General features: G+C 38.6%; 12 protein-coding genes. 9 read left to right on the top strand and 3 right to left on the bottom strand.

The window, feature by feature from the left end:
• Nucleotides 1-8: 8 nt before the first annotated feature.
• Both ASD40_RS20680 and ASD40_RS20685 read left to right on the top strand, forming a co-directional pair.
• Nucleotides 9-1,559, top strand: a complete 1,551-nt coding sequence (locus ASD40_RS20680; RefSeq protein WP_057305127.1) for a lipopolysaccharide biosynthesis protein — start codon at nt 9-11, stop codon at nt 1,557-1,559.
• Nucleotides 1,560-1,644: 85 nt separating this feature from the next.
• Complete coding sequence (locus ASD40_RS20685; RefSeq protein WP_057305014.1) at nt 1,645-3,720, top strand: right-handed parallel beta-helix repeat-containing protein; 2,076 nt, start codon at nt 1,645-1,647, stop codon at nt 3,718-3,720.
• A gap of 369 nt (nt 3,721-4,089) precedes the next feature.
• Here the strand turns inward: ASD40_RS20685 and ASD40_RS39450 are convergent, their stop codons facing one another.
• The 3 genes from ASD40_RS39450 to ASD40_RS20705 form a co-directional block, all read right to left on the bottom strand.
• On the bottom strand, nt 4,090-4,230 hold the full coding sequence (locus ASD40_RS39450) for a C1 family peptidase (protein ID WP_442952683.1): 141 nt from the start codon (nt 4,228-4,230) through the stop codon (nt 4,090-4,092).
• Nucleotides 4,231-4,768: 538 nt separating this feature from the next.
• Nucleotides 4,769-5,929: an acyltransferase family protein gene (locus tag ASD40_RS20695; RefSeq protein ID WP_057305016.1), complete on the bottom strand. Its 1,161-nt coding sequence runs from the start codon at nt 5,927-5,929 to the stop codon at nt 4,769-4,771.
• Between the two features lie 536 nt (nt 5,930-6,465).
• On the bottom strand, nt 6,466-8,619 hold the full coding sequence (locus ASD40_RS20705; RefSeq protein WP_057305018.1) for a right-handed parallel beta-helix repeat-containing protein: 2,154 nt from the start codon (nt 8,617-8,619) through the stop codon (nt 6,466-6,468).
• A gap of 521 nt (nt 8,620-9,140) precedes the next feature.
• On the opposite strand from ASD40_RS20705, the gene ASD40_RS20710 reads away from it, so the two are divergent.
• Genes ASD40_RS20710 through galE form a run of 7 tightly spaced genes read left to right on the top strand, consistent with a single transcriptional unit; the run spans nt 9,141 to nt 17,173 of the window.
• Nucleotides 9,141-10,970 (top strand): polysaccharide biosynthesis protein, encoded by a 1,830-nt coding sequence (locus ASD40_RS20710; RefSeq protein WP_057305019.1) that lies wholly within the window; start codon nt 9,141-9,143, stop codon nt 10,968-10,970.
• A gap of 15 nt (nt 10,971-10,985) precedes the next feature.
• Nucleotides 10,986-11,861 carry a UTP--glucose-1-phosphate uridylyltransferase GalU gene (gene galU / locus ASD40_RS20715; RefSeq protein WP_057305020.1) on the top strand — a complete coding sequence of 292 codons (876 nt, stop codon included), beginning with the start codon at nt 10,986-10,988 and terminating at the stop codon, nt 11,859-11,861.
• A gap of 9 nt (nt 11,862-11,870) precedes the next feature.
• Nucleotides 11,871-13,025, top strand: coding sequence for a glycosyltransferase family 4 protein (locus tag ASD40_RS20720; RefSeq protein WP_057305021.1), 1,155 nt, complete (start codon nt 11,871-11,873; stop codon nt 13,023-13,025).
• Nucleotides 13,010-14,119: a glycosyltransferase family 1 protein gene (locus ASD40_RS20725; protein WP_057305022.1), complete on the top strand. Its 1,110-nt coding sequence runs from the start codon at nt 13,010-13,012 to the stop codon at nt 14,117-14,119. Before ASD40_RS20720 ends, ASD40_RS20725 begins: the two co-directional genes overlap by 16 nt.
• Nucleotides 14,120-14,122: 3 nt before the next feature.
• A complete protein-coding gene (locus ASD40_RS20730) occupies nt 14,123-15,007 on the top strand; it encodes a glycosyltransferase family 2 protein (RefSeq protein ID WP_057305128.1) in 885 nt (294 codons plus the stop codon).
• A 21-nt stretch (nt 15,008-15,028) separates the two neighbouring features.
• Complete coding sequence (locus ASD40_RS20735) at nt 15,029-16,102, top strand: EpsG family protein (protein WP_057305023.1); 1,074 nt, start codon at nt 15,029-15,031, stop codon at nt 16,100-16,102.
• 24 nt (nt 16,103-16,126) lie between these two features.
• Entirely contained in the window at nt 16,127-17,173 is a 1,047-nt protein-coding gene (galE, locus tag ASD40_RS20740) for a UDP-glucose 4-epimerase GalE (RefSeq protein WP_057305024.1), read from the top strand.
• Nucleotides 17,174-17,234 lie beyond the last annotated feature (61 nt).

The raw sequence follows: 17,234 nt of genomic DNA on the forward strand, positions 1-17,234 counted from the left end.
GAGATCATATGAGAATAGAAAATTCCCTGAAAAATATGATATTTGGTCTTTCAGGCCAAATCACAAGCGCAATAATGGGTATTATTGTACGGACTGTTTTTATTTCAACGCTCGGAGTTGAATATCTGGGCGTTAACGGTCTATTTACTAATATATTAATCCTGCTCTCAGTTGCCAATTTAGGATTTGATACTGCAATTATTTATAACCTTTATAAGCCATTGGCAGAAGGTAACCAACGGAAAATTCAAGGTTTTTTGAATTTATACAAAAAAGCGTATCAAATCATTGGTTTCGTTATCTTTATGGTCGGTTTATTACTGCTGCCCTTTCTTTCGCATTTAATGAATGGGGCGACAAGCATACAAGAAATAAAACTTATATATATCTTATTCTTAATTAATTCAGTTTCATCTTATTTCCTAGTTTACAAACAATCTATAATAATAGCCGACCAGCATAATCATATTATTTCCAAAATCCATACCGGGGTTACTATTATATCTAATCTAGTCCAAATACTTTTATTATTAACTACAAAAAACTTTATAGTGGTGCTTGCCTTACAAATAACCATGAATATTCTGAAAAATGTATATATTTCTCATAAGGCAAATCGATTATACCCCTACATTAAAGAAAAAAATAATGTTAAATTATCTTATGAAGAAAAAAAAGGTTTTTTCAAAAATCTCTATTCCCTAATGCTCTACAAAATAAGCGGAGTAGTAATAAATGGTACGGACAATTTAATTATTTCTTCTTTTTTTGGATTATATTGGGTTGGAATTTATTCTAATTATTTGTTAATCATTGCTACAATTAATACTTTTGTTAGCCAAATTTTTTATTCAATTACAGCAAGCGTGGGTAACTTAGTTGTAAAAGAAAATGAGGATCGGAATTATTTTGTTTTCCGTATCATTCAATTTTTAAATTTTTGGGTATATGGTTTTTGTTCGATTTGTCTTTGGAATCTGATAAACCCAACTATTACGATATGGTTAGGTGAAAACTATGTAATGAGTACATTCATAGTATTTTTTATCATATTAGATTTTTATACAAGTGGTATGCAAAATGCCACCACAACTTTCAGAGAAACTACAGGCTTGTTTCAAAAAGGAAAATACCGTCCTGTTTATGCGGCCTTAATAAACATTGCAGTTTCAATCATTCTGGCAAATAAGATAGGAATTGCGGGAGTACTATTAGGCACCGTAATAAGCAGGTTATGCACATACTTCTGGTATGATCCTTTTGTTATTTTCAAATATGCCTTTCAAAAGCCAGTTAGAACCTACTTCCTCAGATATTTTGGCTTTGGCATCCTTGTATTTTCTATAGGGTTTATCATAAATTATATGGGTAATACTCTAGAACTGCATGGACAGATGAACTTGATAATAAGGGCGATATTATGCCTTATAATTCCTAATGTATTTTTCTTTATCTTATTCAGAAAATCAGAAGAGTTTACATATTTGTATAAAGTTGCACTTTCACTTTCACAGAGATTACCTTTGAAGAGATTTCAAAAGAAGGTTGAATCATTATAATATTAGTAATATAGTGGATTTTCATAATAATCCAATCTCCTCTATTTTTTTTGCATAAAATGTAAAATAGAAGGAGGTTGGTTTTATGGCTGGTTATGTTTTGGAATTAACTCGATGGAACGTGAAGAATGACGGCACAGATGCAATTAATACTTCAAAGGGGATCAACGCTGCTATTATTTGGGCATCTCAACAGGGATTTGCAGAAATTGTGCTACCTGGTGGCATTTATTTGATTGATGAGAATAACCCGATCCAACCTCTGAGTTTTATGACATTGAATTTAGGGGGCTCCACATTAAGGATTCGAGATAATGGGTTACAGAAGTATGCTATCGTGAGCTTTCAAAGTAATCAACAGTATTCAAAACTTACAAATGGCAAGATTATAGGTGATAAGGACACACATGATTACAATACAATTCCCGGTACACATGAGGGCGGGTATGGAATTGAGGTAGGGAGTTTTACACCAAAGGTTGGCAGTAACGTCCGGTTTCTTTCTATCGATCATTTGGAAATCTCTAATTGCACTGGAGACGGCATCGTTTTTGCAAGTACCTTTGGGCAAATTTCCCCAGTCCCTTTACAGTTCGCTGCTTCATTTGAACAAGGGGGAATTAATACTTCTAATGGTACTTTCACAGTAGATAGTAAAAGAATTCGATCTACTTTAAAAATAGATTTGGGGCAGTCTTTAATTAAGAAATACGGATATTTCGGGTTATATGGTAATGGTTACGGAGCACTTGGATCTGAAATTACTACTAATCATTATGATGTCATTTTCTATAGAAGTGATAATACATTTCTGTATGCAGCAAATACAGTACAATTTTTTGATGAGGTGGACGTACCTGTGGGGGCAGCTTATGCCAGGGTAGTTCTCCATCAAAGTGCAGTACCTTCTAGTAATGGAGTTTCCATAAATCTAAGAGTCCCGGAGTTTCCGAAACATTGCCGTGTAGAACAATGCCAAATTCATCATTGTAGAAGACAGGGCATATCTATTTGTGGAGGTAAGCATCTCTATATCAACGAATGTGAAATCCATCATATCGCTGGTACGGATCCGCAAGGTGGAATTGACATTGAAGATGGATATGATTTAAACCAATTCATTCATATTGATGGAAATGATTTTCATGACAATACGGGTTATGATGTTGTAGTCGTTAATGGGAAATATATTAATATAACTAACAATCGAATAAATACGACTACAAGATATGTCTCACTTGGACTGAACAGGGGGGTAGATAAGGCTATAGTAACGGGGAATACGATTTATAATGCTTTAGTTAGTCTTGAAGGAGAAGTGTTATTTACCAATAATCAATTATATGGTTCTCATTTGAGACTTTCAGGAGACACACAGTTACCTAGAGAGATCAATATCAGCCATTGTATGTTTAATAATTGTCTGTTGACACTCGATAAAAGTACTCCGTATCAAATCAAGATCGAGGGGTGCAAATTTTTTAACGATAATCAGAAGATTAATTCTTTTTATAATGCTAAATGGTGCAGTGTAACATTTAGAAATGAGCCACAGATTTTCTCGAATTGCGAATTTAGTGGGGATGATTATTACTATTTAAATTATATTATTAATGGTACTAAAGGTGGCTGGATCTACGACAATGTTACATTCACAAATATAAGTAAGCCTTTGGGTTTGCCTGGGGGAACTTATACGAACTGCAAATTTTATGGTAGTGGAGCTTTGTCACTAAATGGATCAAGTGCAAGTAGCGGGGAATACACCTTTAAGGAATGTATGTTTAACGCTAACGTCACCGTGAATAATGCCAAAACCTTCAAACTATTGAATTGCTATCTACAACAACAAGCTGGGACGGCAGTCAAGATTCAAAATGTTTCTGATCAAGTAATTCTTAAGGGAAATGTAATAAGTTACTTGAATGCTGCCGGGGTGAACTCAATGATAAAAATAGAGGCAATGTTTACAGGTAATTGGATTGTTATTGAAGATAATTTAATTTCATCCTTAATAAAGCAAACTGGTATTGAAAATTTAATATCTAACAATCAGCAAGTTCAAGTAATTATACGAAATAACACATTGAAAAATGCAATTTTTAAACTTAATGGTAGTGAACTTTATATGCATAACGTGATTGATGGGGTAATGGTGTAATGCGCTTTTAAAATTGCCACTAGAAGCTAACTCTAGGTGGCAAATATACATAATTGTCACAGGATAGTGATAATCATGAATTTTAAAGAATTAAAGATGTATTGGTTCTCGGATCTATTTCGATTCGAGAAAGCACAAAAAGTCAAAATAAGAAAGTAAATTTTACAACAATTTATCTCCAGGATTTCGATATACATTTTGGTTAAGTTTATGCTGGTACTTGAAGCAAAAAAATAAATTCTGGTCCCCTTTATTCCAAGTCGGCATTGGTCAGCTGTCCGGCTTTATACTTCGACTCGAATCCTTCCCAGAACTCCGGACTGTTGAAAATATTCTTCCCAATCAATACCTTCAAGGCTTCCGCTAATGTCATATTATCGGGGGCGATCTTTGCCGTTCCCGTCCACATGTCGAATACAAAACCTTGTGTGAAGAAGTCTTTAGGAATCCGCAGTAACCGAACTGCCCCCAATCCGTGCCCCATGAGTTGCGAACTAGAATGTGTTGCACCCCATCGGTAAAAGTCTTGTAGCCGCAAGCGATAACAGCGTGTCTGCCGTAAAATGCTTAACTTGGACTCGGATTAGGTACAATGCCGCGCTGAGCAGCGTCTGGGCTTTCGACGCACTGGTACACCTTGTTGCGAGTTCGGAAGGCTTTTCCTTTAACCTCGATTCACGTATGGGTAATCCACCTCTGGAGCGCAGCCGATGGTTTGTAGAACCTTCATGCCGGAGCGTATCGTTGCACCGCTGTCTGTATTAATGGTTCCCCGACGATAATAGCGCCGATCGCTGTAGTCCCTGCCCAGAAAATAACTTTATCTATTCGATCTAATAAGTGATAAGCAGACTTGGTGGACAATAATGTCTCTTGAGCTATGTCCCTAGCGTTATCATTAAATCAAGTTTTGTTTCAACACGTGTGAGTCGTTTGAGAATTTCATTTGTTTCTTCAGGCACCTTTCAACACCGACCTTTATCCCATTTTTAAACATAAAAATAGCCCCGATCGGATCGGAGCGCTGAACAACTCTATGTTTTATCTTCTAAGCAATCCTACTCGCTTTTTCCGTCTCAAGGCTGTTAATCTTTTTCGGTTGAGTAGTAAGAATTCTACCCAACTTAATTGACGGTTTCTCGATGAAATGATACATCAGAGTAGCTACAACGAAAGAGATAAAAAGTGAAGCAATTAAGATCATCCCTGTCGGTAGAACGCCCCGTAATAATTGAAACATCGAGAGAAAAATAACTATATGGATAAGATATAAGCTATAAGAAATTTTACCCAAGAAGTTTACAAAATGGATTCTTAATACTCGGGACATGAAGGTGGAATTTATGGCGAAGATGATTAGTACAACAGCTCCTAGTGTAACAAACCATGAATCGATCACTGTTCTATAAAAAGGTGGAATAGTATGAAACGCATTAATTACAAAAGAAGGATGAACAAACAAATATGACACTAACCCAAATGCGATTGCAAGAACTTTAATTTTGTTACTAAGAGAAGTGAATTTCTGAGCTATATGGCTTCTATATTTTGCGAGTAATGCACCTATAATAAACATTGCGGTGTAGTTGAGTGATGCCACATACTCTGTTCCTGTACTTGCAGGTTTAAACACATTATACAAGATGATCGCCATTACACTTACGATTACACCAAGCGCTATACCCTTCTTCCAATCTAATCTTATTAGTAATAGCATTACTAATGGAAAAATAATTGATATTCTCATCTCATGGACAAGAGACCATATCACAGGATTTAGATTACTCATAAAACTACCTAACATAAGTAAATGACTTTTAATCACTTGGATGTTAATAGGTGCTGACCAGGACAAATTAATCCAAGCAGTCGCTCCATTTATTTTTCCTGTATAAAAGAGCTCCTTGCCCCCAATAGCAATAATAACCGCGAATAGGTAAGGTAAGTAAATGCGGCATACACGTTTAATAATAAATGAAGAGTAACTTGAGTGCTTATTATTAAAGTATGGGAGAGATAGCACGAATCCGCTAAGGACAAAGAATAATATCACAGACTCTCCGCCAGAAATAAATAGACGAAGGGGACTGTATTCGAATATTATTTTAGATACTTTATTTGTTGGGATCACTTGGTACATATGAACAAACACAACAAATAATGCCGCTAGCCCCCGCAGAGAATCTAATTCCTCGTATCGTTTATTCATGTAGCTTCCTCCACATATTCATTATTAAGAATGTTTTTGTTCTCATTAAAGAATATAACAAATCAAGAGGGCTTACAAGAATGAATTTAAGTCCATGAACTGTCTATAGGTATCCTCACCCAGCTATTTGTGCGTAACAAACGTAAACGTAGCTAGCATTAGCGGAAAAGTCACCAGGTTCAGCAGTATCTTTAGGGCTAGAAGGAACAAAACGGAAAATACCGGGCTTATTAGTCATGTTTGATGTCTTCCAGGCTTCCGTCTGTGTCATTCTCCTGGAAATAGATGCCGCCCTTGTTATAAGCCTTAAAAAACTGGAATTGATGGAAATAATTTGGATGAGCTTGTTCATTGACACCGATCGATCGAGGATTTCAGTACACATCCTACGATTACCGCGGCGTGCTGGCTCTATGGAAAGATTCTTCTCGCATATTAAAATGAAAGCACTCTATCCATAACACCGACCGCAGCGAAAAATAAGCAAGCTGCCTCTTGTTCAATTTAGGAAGCAGCTTACAGCTAGGATTTTATTATTACTGTGCTAATTCTTTATTTTGAATATTAATATCGTTTGCTTTTAACTTTAATTTTGTAACTACGAAAATATTGTTGGAAATCGTATAGGCAGGTGCACCTGTTCCTGCGTCAATGGAGTGAATTCCATCTATATTTATATTTGTTTTTATTGTACTATTTTTGAGTGTAAAGGATTTAACTTTTGCTGGTATGGTTGAGCCTCCAGGTGGGCCTATTTTAATAAATGGCTTACTTTTTAGTGTAAGATTATTAGCAGTGAAGGTGCTGTTTAGAAATGATAACTGTTTTGCTCCTTGTGCATATATTGCAGCTGCGTAACCAATATCTTTTGAAATCGTAAAGTTAGAATTGTTGAAATTGACATCTGGTTCTCCAAACAAACTATCTAGTGTGAATATCTTACTTAAAGCATTAAAAGAACATTTATTGAAAGTATATTTGCCTGGTTGATTAAAAACCAACCCTACAGTTTCATTTGTTGCGGATGAAAAATTGCAATTATTATAAGTTCCAGCCGGGAATGCCGTTCCATTGTAAGCATTAAAATCTTGAACAATTAAGTTATCATATATATTTTTATCTGTTCCTTTGCCTGAAAGTGTCGAGAGTTTTGTTAATCCTTTAATTGTGATATTTGAGAGATGAACAGGATTTTGGCCAACATTCAAAGATCTGTAAGAAGTTGTGTCGGTGTTGGTAATTGTAATATTCTCTACTTTTGATCCGAATGGCTCAGTGTTGTTCAAATTTAAAGTGCTATTAACTAATGTCGCATTTGTGAATGTGTTACTTGTTGCAGTCAGATCAACTTGCGAGTTACTGAATTTGTTCTGATTTGCAGCTCCTGTTCCACCCATAGTAAAGTCAGCATTATTAAAAGTATTGTTTGAAATTGTTGTATTGGGGAATGACTTCCATATATAGAACCCCCTTTTACTTTCAAATAAATTATCAGTAATTAAAGCAGTGTCTCCATCAGCAAAAACGATATCTCCACCTGTATTATTGTAAAAGTGATTATTTTTTATAATAAGATTATTATTGGGATAAAATCCTTGCGCTTCTGAGTCAATTCCGAATTGGGGAGCTGTCCCTTTGATATCATGAAATTTACTATTACTAATTTCGATTCCATCTACTCCGACAATTGAAATTCCTTGCCTTCTATTGAATGCTGATTCTGAGTTTTTTATTATTACGTTTCTAGATACATCATTAGTAAAAAATTTAACGAAAAAATGATTAAGATCATTAGAACTAAAAACAGGGTAAAAAGTATCAACGCCTACTGGGATTGGAACTAGGTCAAGTCCAAATCTGACTTGTTTAACTGAAGACATATATTTACCGTTACTATAATAATAAACATCATATTTATTACTAGTAACACCTAGTGGTTGCTCAAAAGTAAAGTATTTTCGTCCTTTTAATCTTGGGTTTGTAAAGTCTAGTGCTATCTTACTTCTTACTTTTGATGTGGACTTAATAAAGTTGCCGTTATTATCGATATCTCCATAAACGTAGCTTTTACCATCGAAGTTAGCTATTCCATAGTTAGAGCCACTAATTGTAATGCCATCTCCAGTGAAATCGACTGTTTTAACGCCATCTATCGTTAAATTGTAGGCACCCTCTGAGATTATTCCAACACCGAATTCATGGGTTCCATAGCTACTAGATTGGTCTTTTCCACTGAAATTATGTGATTGTTTATCACCCTGATAAGTTCCACCTTTTAGAGTTACGTTATTTGCTCCATATCCAATGTAAATTGTATGATAACCCTCAAACCCATTCGTTTCCTTTTGAATAATCGTTGCTTCATCAAGTAAGAATGTCATATTGCTTACCATGTTTATTTGCGCTTGAGGATCATTTGGTTTATTTCCTTTACTAATTAAATATTTGCCAGTCGGCACTTTAAAGATTCGATATCCTTGACTATGAGCCCATTGCAATGCTTTGTTTATTCCATTTGTCGTTTCAATTGGATGTGTTCCGTCACTATAGATATTCCAGCGGGAAAGTTCTAAGTTGTAAGTTGTGGGCACTGCTGTTTGTGTTGTTTCTTCTAAGGGAGCGGCACCAACATGTAAAGATTGAAAAGAAAGTATGAAAAAAATTAGTATTCCGAATGCTTTCGTAGTCATTTTCTTACCATCCTTATGGAGTTATTTATATTCATGTAACATTGTACACTAAAAATAGGGAAATATATCGAAAGAAGTCATAAAATGGATTAAAAAGATTGTTGATATTTTATTTCTTGAGGTTAGGAATATTAATTAGTGTTGACATGTTCTTTATAAAGAACTACAATTAAATTAGCCATTTGGGACCATAAAGTAGTATTTTTTTTACTCAAATTGTTCTTTATAAAGAATTATTATGTAAATAACGTTCTTTATAATAGGATTATCGCCAACCTTTACCGCTTCGTTCTTTATGAAGAACAATAAATGGGTTCCAAAATTAGCTCCGGTGATGCCTCCTTATCGTTATCAATGGAAGCACTCGACCATGCTGTGGGTTGAATCGACCTTAGACGCAAGTCGTCAAAAGTGTGGTGCGAGGAAGGGTTAGATGCCCTAGATTGTATTAAAGGATTTAATTATATGGTCTTTCTCCAAAGGCCTTATACTTAAGAACTTTAGTGAGAGGGTGGATTTATTTGTCATACCGACAAAGGTTATCTCTATTAGTCTTCATAGACTCATTCATTGTATTAACGTCCATTTTTTTTAGCCGATTTTTATTGAGCGCAGATCTAAATGTCATAACGCTGCCTTTGGTCGTTAGTTCAATTTCGTTGCTCCTTAGCCATCATGTGTTTTCATTTGTGTATAAGCTTTATAAGAAAGCCTGGGAACATGCGAGCATCGGGGAATTGTTATTTATTGTAAAAGCGATTACGTTTTCTATTGTTACTGTGGCGTTCATCCAACAAATCATTGTACAGGATATTTACTTCCGTTTACTCGCAGTTACATGGATGCTCCATATCATGCTGATAGGCGGATCACGTTTCTGTTGGCGACTCCTTCGGAATCGTTATATCAATAAACAAGTGAATAAAAAACGTACTTTAATCGTTGGTGCCGGTTCGGCAGGGATGATGGTTGCCAGACAATTGATTAAAAATAATGACGCGGATCTAGAACCTATTGCATTTATTGATGATAACGCAAGAATGCATAACCTGGATATTCTGGGGATACCCGTTGTTGGTGGCGTTAATCGCATAGAGATGACGGTAAAAGAGCTGCAAATCGACAATATTATTATTGCAATTCCTTCTCTAGGTAAAAAGGACCTCAACTTCATATTCCAAGAATGTGCGAAAACGACAGCCAAAACCCAAACATTGCCTAAGTTAGAGGATCTAGTAACGGGTAAGCTTTCAGTTAATCAATTCTTGGATGTTCAGGTGGAAGATTTATTAGGTCGCGAACCGATAGAGCTCGATATTGAAAGTATTTCCGAATTTATCACGGGCAAAGTAGTACTGGTAACAGGTGCTGGAGGCTCGATCGGTTCGGAAATTTGTCGACAAGTCACGAAGTTTCATCCTCAGAAGCTGATTCTCTTAGGACATGGAGAGAACAGCATTTATTCGATCGAAATGGAATTAAAGGACATTTGTGTACATACAGAGATTGAATTCATAACGGAAATTGCCGATATTCAGGATTCCTGGAAAATGATGTCGATCATGAATAGACATCGGCCTGATGTCGTCTATCATGCAGCTGCCCATAAACATGTACCGCTCATGGAGCGAAATCCGGAAGAAGCGTTAAAGAACAATGTCATCGGTACGATGAACGTTGCCAAAGCGGCCAGTAAGTTCGAAGTGGGTACATTCGTCATGATATCAACGGATAAAGCGGTGAACCCAACCAGCGTCATGGGGGCTACCAAAAGAATGGCTGAGATGATTATTCAGGATATGGATAAAAACAGCAATACCAAATTCGTTGCCGTTCGGTTCGGTAATGTACTAGGAAGCAGGGGCAGTGTCATTCCCAGGTTTAAGCATCAGATTGAAAAAGGTGGACCGGTTTCAGTCACTCACCCCGACATGATTCGCTACTTTATGACGATTCCCGAAGCATCTAGATTGGTCATCCAAGCCGGAGCATTAGCCAAAGGCGGAGAAATCTTTATCCTAGACATGGGAGAGCCTGTGAAAATCGTAGATCTGGCGAAAAACCTCATTAAGCTGTCCGGCAACTCGCTCGAAGAAATCGGCATTGAATTTACCGGAATGAGACCGGGTGAGAAGCTTTATGAAGAGCTGCTGAAAGCCGACGAAATCGACGAACAGCAAGTATATCCCAAAATTTATATCGGTAAAACGGCGGATCTTTACGTGGAAGAAATCAAAGAGATGATTTCCGTTTACGCCTCTCTTGATAAAGAAAGTTTAAGGGAATATCTTGTGAATTTAGGAAACAGTAATATCATTGCGTTGCCGAAGAAACTAGTCTCAATTGGCTAAAAGGAGAAGACATCCATGAAAGTAAGAAAAGCTATTATTCCGGCCGCTGGTCTGGGAACAAGATTCCTACCTGCAACCAAGGCAATGCCCAAAGAAATGCTGCCCATTGTTGATAAACCAACTATTCAATATATCGTCGAAGAAGCAATTGAGTCGGGTATTGAAGATATTATTATCGTGACAGGAAAAGGGAAAAGGGCTATTGAGGATCATTTCGATAATTCCTTTGAACTTGAGCAAAATTTATTGGAAAAGCAAAAGTTTGACCTATTAACTGAAGTCCAGAAGTCTTCTAAAGTAGAAATTCATTATATTCGCCAGAAGGAACCAAATGGTCTGGGACATGCCATTTGGTGTGCACGTAAGTTCATTGGGGAGGAACCCTTCGCAGTGCTGTTAGGTGATGATATTGTTCGGGCGGATACGCCTTGTCTGAAGCAGATGATAGATCAATATGAATCTCGCTATGCTTCCATCATTGGTGTGAAGCACGTGTCCGATGAAGAAGTGTCTAGGTATGGAATTGTTGACGGTAATGAAATTGAGAAAAGTTTATATAGCATCAATCATCTAGTGGAAAAGCCTAGGAAAGAGGAAGCGCCGTCGAATCTTGCGATTATGGGCCGCTATATCCTGACACCAAGGATTTTCGACATTCTCAATAATCAAAAGCCGGGAGCCGGTGGTGAAATTCAACTTACCGATGCCATTGCAGAATTGAATCGACTTGAGTCGGTATATGCTTATGAATTTGAAGGCACGCGATTCGATGTGGGCGATAAGTTAGGTTTCATACAAACAACAATTGATTACGCGCTGCAGCGTGAGGAGTTAAGATACGAATTACTCAAATACCTTTCTTCCACCTTGGAGAGAGAATTAATTAAGTAGGGGATGCAGATGCCTAAGAAAGTGCTGTTATGTGCCACGGTTGATTATCACTTTAAAGCTTTTCATGTGCCATATATGAAATGGTTTAAAGAGCAGGGTTGGGAGGTCCATGTTGCCGCTAACGGGAATATGGACCTTCCTTATGTCGACGAGAAGTTTAACGTTCCGATCCAAAGGTCGCCTTTTAATCGAACCAACATAAAGGCATATGCGGAACTAAAGTCAATTATTGACGAAAATAAATATGATATCATACACTGCCATACCCCGATGGGGGGCGTACTGGCTCGTATAGCAGCAAGAAATGTACGGAGAAACGTGACTAAGGTCATATACACCGCTCATGGTTTTCATTTTTACCAAGGAGCACCCGTGCTTAATTGGTTGGTGTACTATCCCCTTGAGAAATTTCTTTCTTATTTTACGGATTGCTTGATTACCATTAATGAGGAAGACTACCAGCTAGCCGTATATCGACGATTTAGAGCAAGTCGAATTGAGTATGTGCATGGCGTAGGCGTGGATACAGAACGCTTCAGACCTATCCAAGAATCGCAAAAGCGTGAATTGAAACAAACAATCGGTTATCAAGCGGACGATATTCTCCTGTTCTATGCGGCTGAATTTAATCAGAACAAGAATCAACAATTGCTCTTACAAGCTCTAGCTTCGGTCAAAGACGACGTTCCTAATGCCAAGCTCCTACTTGCTGGTGAGGGCCTTCTGAAAGAACAATGTCAAGAGCTAGCCAAGGAGATCGGTATTGCGGATCGGGTTGATTTCCTGGGCTTTCGTAATGACATTGATCGCTTATTGCCGATGTGTGATATTGCCGTTGCATCCAGTCTTCGTGAGGGGTTGCCTGTGAATATCATGGAAGCTATGGCGTGTGGACTTCCCATTATTGCTAGTGAGAACAGAGGTCATAGAGAACTGGTTCAGAATGACCATAATGGTTGGCTTACAGCGCCTAATGATCAAGCTGCAATGGCAGAGAAGATCAAGCTGTTAGCTCAAAATAAGGAATTAAGGGTGAAGATGGGCATGTTGGGCAGAGAAATGGTTGAAAGAAAATACGCCACCCAGCAGGTATTAAATGAGAAGAGTACGATATATTCTCTATATATGGGCGAAAAGGTGGAGGGCATGTGGGCGATCCAATAAGAATTCTACACGTTGTAGTCAACATGAATCGAGGTGGAGCGGAAACACTCCTCATGAATTTATATCGCAATATGGATCGTTCCAAGGTTCAATTCGACTTTCTAACCAGTAAAGCGGGAGCTTATGATGCCGAGATTATGGAGATGGGTGGAACCATTCACAGAATTCCCTATATATCGGAAATTGGTCATACCAAATATATTCAAGCTTTGGATCAATTTTTTATTACATATCCCAATTATAAAATTGTGCACGCCCATATGGACAAAATGAGTGGATTCGTATTGCGTTCCGCTAAAAAAGCGGGAGCACCTATACGGATTGCGCACAGTCATAACACGAGCAGTGAGGGCGGTATTGCCGCCAAAATATATAAGTGGGTTGCCGGAACTTTTATAACGTCCTGTGCAACTCATTTTTTGGCATGTTCGAATAAAGCAGGTCAATGGTTATTTGCAAACAAGGGAAATAAAGTTGTGATTTTGAAGAATGGGATTGAGAGTGATAAATTTGCATTCTCACCTGAGGCCAGGGAGCAAGTGAGGAGGGAGCTGAAGCTTCCTTCAGCGTGCTATGTTGTCGGGCATGTGGGGAGATTCGCTCATCAGAAGAATCATTCCTTCCTCATTGATATTTTTGCGCAATTAAACCGTGAACAGCCGGATACGCTGCTTGTTTTGGCAGGGGATGGACCGCTGCGTCCAGAGATTGAGAAGAAAGTGAATGCTTTGCAGCTGCAAAATAAGGTGAAGTTTCTTGGCGTAAGAAGTGACATTACGAGACTGCTTCAAGCTTTTGATATGTTCGTATTTCCATCCTTACATGAAGGACTGCCCGTTACGCTAATAGAGGCGCAGGGCGCTGGATTACCTTGTCTCATTTCGGATGAAATTACCCAAGAAGTGGATATGGGCATCCATTTGGTAGAGCGGTTATCGTTGAGTGACAAATTGCTTTGGGTAGATCGAATGAAGAGTGTAATTGTAAGGAATTTGCCGAGGCAGATCCCCGCTTTATCCTTATCGAACAAGGGTTACGATATTAAGAACACAGCGGCGTGGACAGAGGGTTTTTATTTAGGTATATCGAGGTGAATGATGAAGAAGCTTACTGTATTTACACCGACTTATAATAGAGCATATTGTCTTCACGTTTGTTACGAGAGTCTGAAGCGGCAAACATCCAGAGATTTCATTTGGTTAATTATAGATGATGGCTCTACGGACGATACGGGGGAATTGATAGCGAACTGGATGGCAGAGAATGAAATCGAAATCCGTTATCATCGGCAGGACAATCAAGGTATGCATGGAGCTCATAATACGGCTTACAAGCTAATTGATACAGAGTTGAATGTATGTATTGACTCTGACGACTATATGCCGGATGGCGCTGTGGAACAAATAAACTCCTTTTGGGAGATGCACGGTAGCGAAGATGTGAGTGGCATCATCGGTCTTGATGCTTTTACAGATGGCCGCATTGTCGGCTCAAGGCTGCCAGAAGATCTCAAGAGTTCCACACTTTTTGAGTTGTATAGTAAACATCGTGTGACCGGTGATAAGAAGCTGGTTTATCGAACGGCATTAACCAGACAGTATCCTTATCCTATTTTCGAAAATGAAAAGTATGTTGGTTTAGCTTATAAGTACTACATGCTGGACCAGCAGTATGAAATGCTGCTCATGAATGAAGTGCTTTGCTGCGTGGAATATTTACCGGATGGTTCCTCGATGAACATGCTTAAACAATACCGCAAGAATCCGAACGGCTTTGCCTTTTACCGTAAGGAGCTTATGAAACTGCCCTTTGCCAGCTTACTCTTTAAATTCAGGCAATCGATCCACTATGTGTCCAGCAGCATGACATCTGGTAATCGAAGGTTTATGCGGGAAACACCTGCCAAAATCATTACTCTTTTCGCAATTCCACTTGGGGTCATGCTTTATTGGTATGTGAATAGGAAAACAAGAATCTCTTAGGTGCTCGAAAGGAAATCAACTATGGCCATAATATGGGTTAATCTGGTTGTCGTTTATATCGCATCGTTCTTCTCTAGGTATTTGGCCACACCAGTGACAATCGGCCCTGGTCCTCTCTCGTTTAGGCATAATAAATGGATGGCTGCCATAGTGATGGCAACATTCGTAATAATAGCGGGACTTCGCAAAAACATAGGCGATACCTTCTTTTACATGCATGCTTACAGGGTAAGTGATTTTACTTGGGAAGAAATTAAGGCTGATAAGGATATTGGCTTCGGTATCCTGCAAAAGATATTGAAATCTTTCACCGAGGATCCGCAGTTGTTAATTTTTTTAACGGCGCTCGTGACCAATGTTCTTATCGTCTATGTGTTATACAAGTATTCTAAATTGTTTGAAATGAGCATCTATCTATACATAACATCCGGACTTTACATTGTCTCAATGAACGGAGTCAGGCAATTTTTGGCTTCTGCCATTGTATTCGCCGCTACCAAATATTTATTTGCAGGAAGTTGGCAGAAGTATTTCCTCGTGGTTGCCTTTGCCTCGACATTTCATGGGAGTGCCCTTATTCTTATTCCCATTTATTTCATTGTGAGAAGGAAGGCGTGGACGTCCTCCACTTTCATTCTCCTGTTTATGGCCGTTGTGTTGATTTTGGGATACAACGTACTCTCTGATGTTCTATTCGCAGCTATCGCGGATACGCATTATAGCGAGTATAAGGAATTCCAAGAAGGCGGAGCTAATATTATTAGGGTAGCTATTGGGGCCGTTCCTCTGGTATTTGCTTATTTGGGTAGAAATAAACTAAGGGAGATATTTCCCCAGGGTGACTACGTAGTAAACATGTCGTTATTGAATTTTATTATCATGGCCGTTGCAACGCAAAATTGGATTTTCGCCAGATTTACGATCTATTTTGGTTTATACAATGTCATCCTCATGTCATGGGTCATCAGCTTATTTGTGAAAAGGCAACAGAAATTCATGTATTATGCAATATTGTTTTTTTATTTGATTTATTTTTACTATGAGAACGTGGTTACTTTACACGTCATTTATCGAAGTGATTACTTGAAATTCTAACCAACAGACAGGGGGGTTCAAATCATGGCAATCCTCGTAACGGGTGGAGCCGGTTATATCGGAAGTCATACTTGCGTGGAGTTATTGAAAACCGGGTATGAGATTGTAGTTGTTGATAATCTGGCCAACAGCAGCTCGGAATCGTTAAGACGTGTTAGAGAAATAACGGGTAAAAACTTCAATTTTTATCAGACAGATCTGTTAAATCGGGAGGATTTGGAGATCGTCTTTAAGCAAAATAGGATTGAAGCTGTGATTCATTTCGCGGGGTTCAAATCCGTAGGCGAATCGGTTCGTTTTCCACTCCGCTATTACCATAATAATATCACGGGGACACTTGTGCTTTGCGAGATCATGCAGGATTACGGGGTAAAAAGAATCGTTTTCAGTTCGTCAGCTACTGTATATGGAATGTCGGAACACGTACCGATTTCGGAGAAGGCTCCACTTGGTGCAACGAACGCCTATGGACGAACGAAGCTAATGATTGAAGAAATCTTGCAGGATATGTACGTTTCCGATCCGTTATGGAGCATCGCGATCTTGCGCTATTTTAACCCTATTGGTGCCCATAGCTCTGGAAGAATTGGCGAGGACCCGAACGGCATTCCGAATAATTTGATGCCCTTTATCACACAGGTGGCGGTAGGGAGTTTAAAAGAATTACAGATTTATGGGAATGACTACCAAACCTTGGATGGCACCGGTGTAAGGGATTATATCCATGTAGTGGATCTAGGAAGAGGGCATTTGAAGGCGCTGGAGAAGGTCATGGCAACTACAGGTGCGGAAGCTTACAACCTTGGAACAGGACGGGGACACAGCGTTGTAGAAATGGTTACAGCTTTCGAAAAAGTAACCGGCAGGCACATTCCGTATAAGATGACGGACCGAAGACCTGGGGACATCGGGATTTGCTTTTCAGACCCGACAAAGGCTGAACGGGATTTGGGATGGATCGCCGAAAAAGGCATTGATGAGATGTGTCAGGATGCCTGGCGATGGCAATCCAATAATCCGCATGGTTACCAAGAAGAGGATAATATCCTGGTTGAATCAAGCATTTCATGACTTGCATGCATAAGAGACAAATAATTAGTTTAATAACCAGCCCAGAACAGTAGGAGTAGAT

It is taken from the genome of Paenibacillus sp. Root444D2 (assembly GCF_001426375.1).
Classification (GTDB): Bacteria; Bacillota; Bacilli; order Paenibacillales; family NBRC-103111; genus Paenibacillus_E.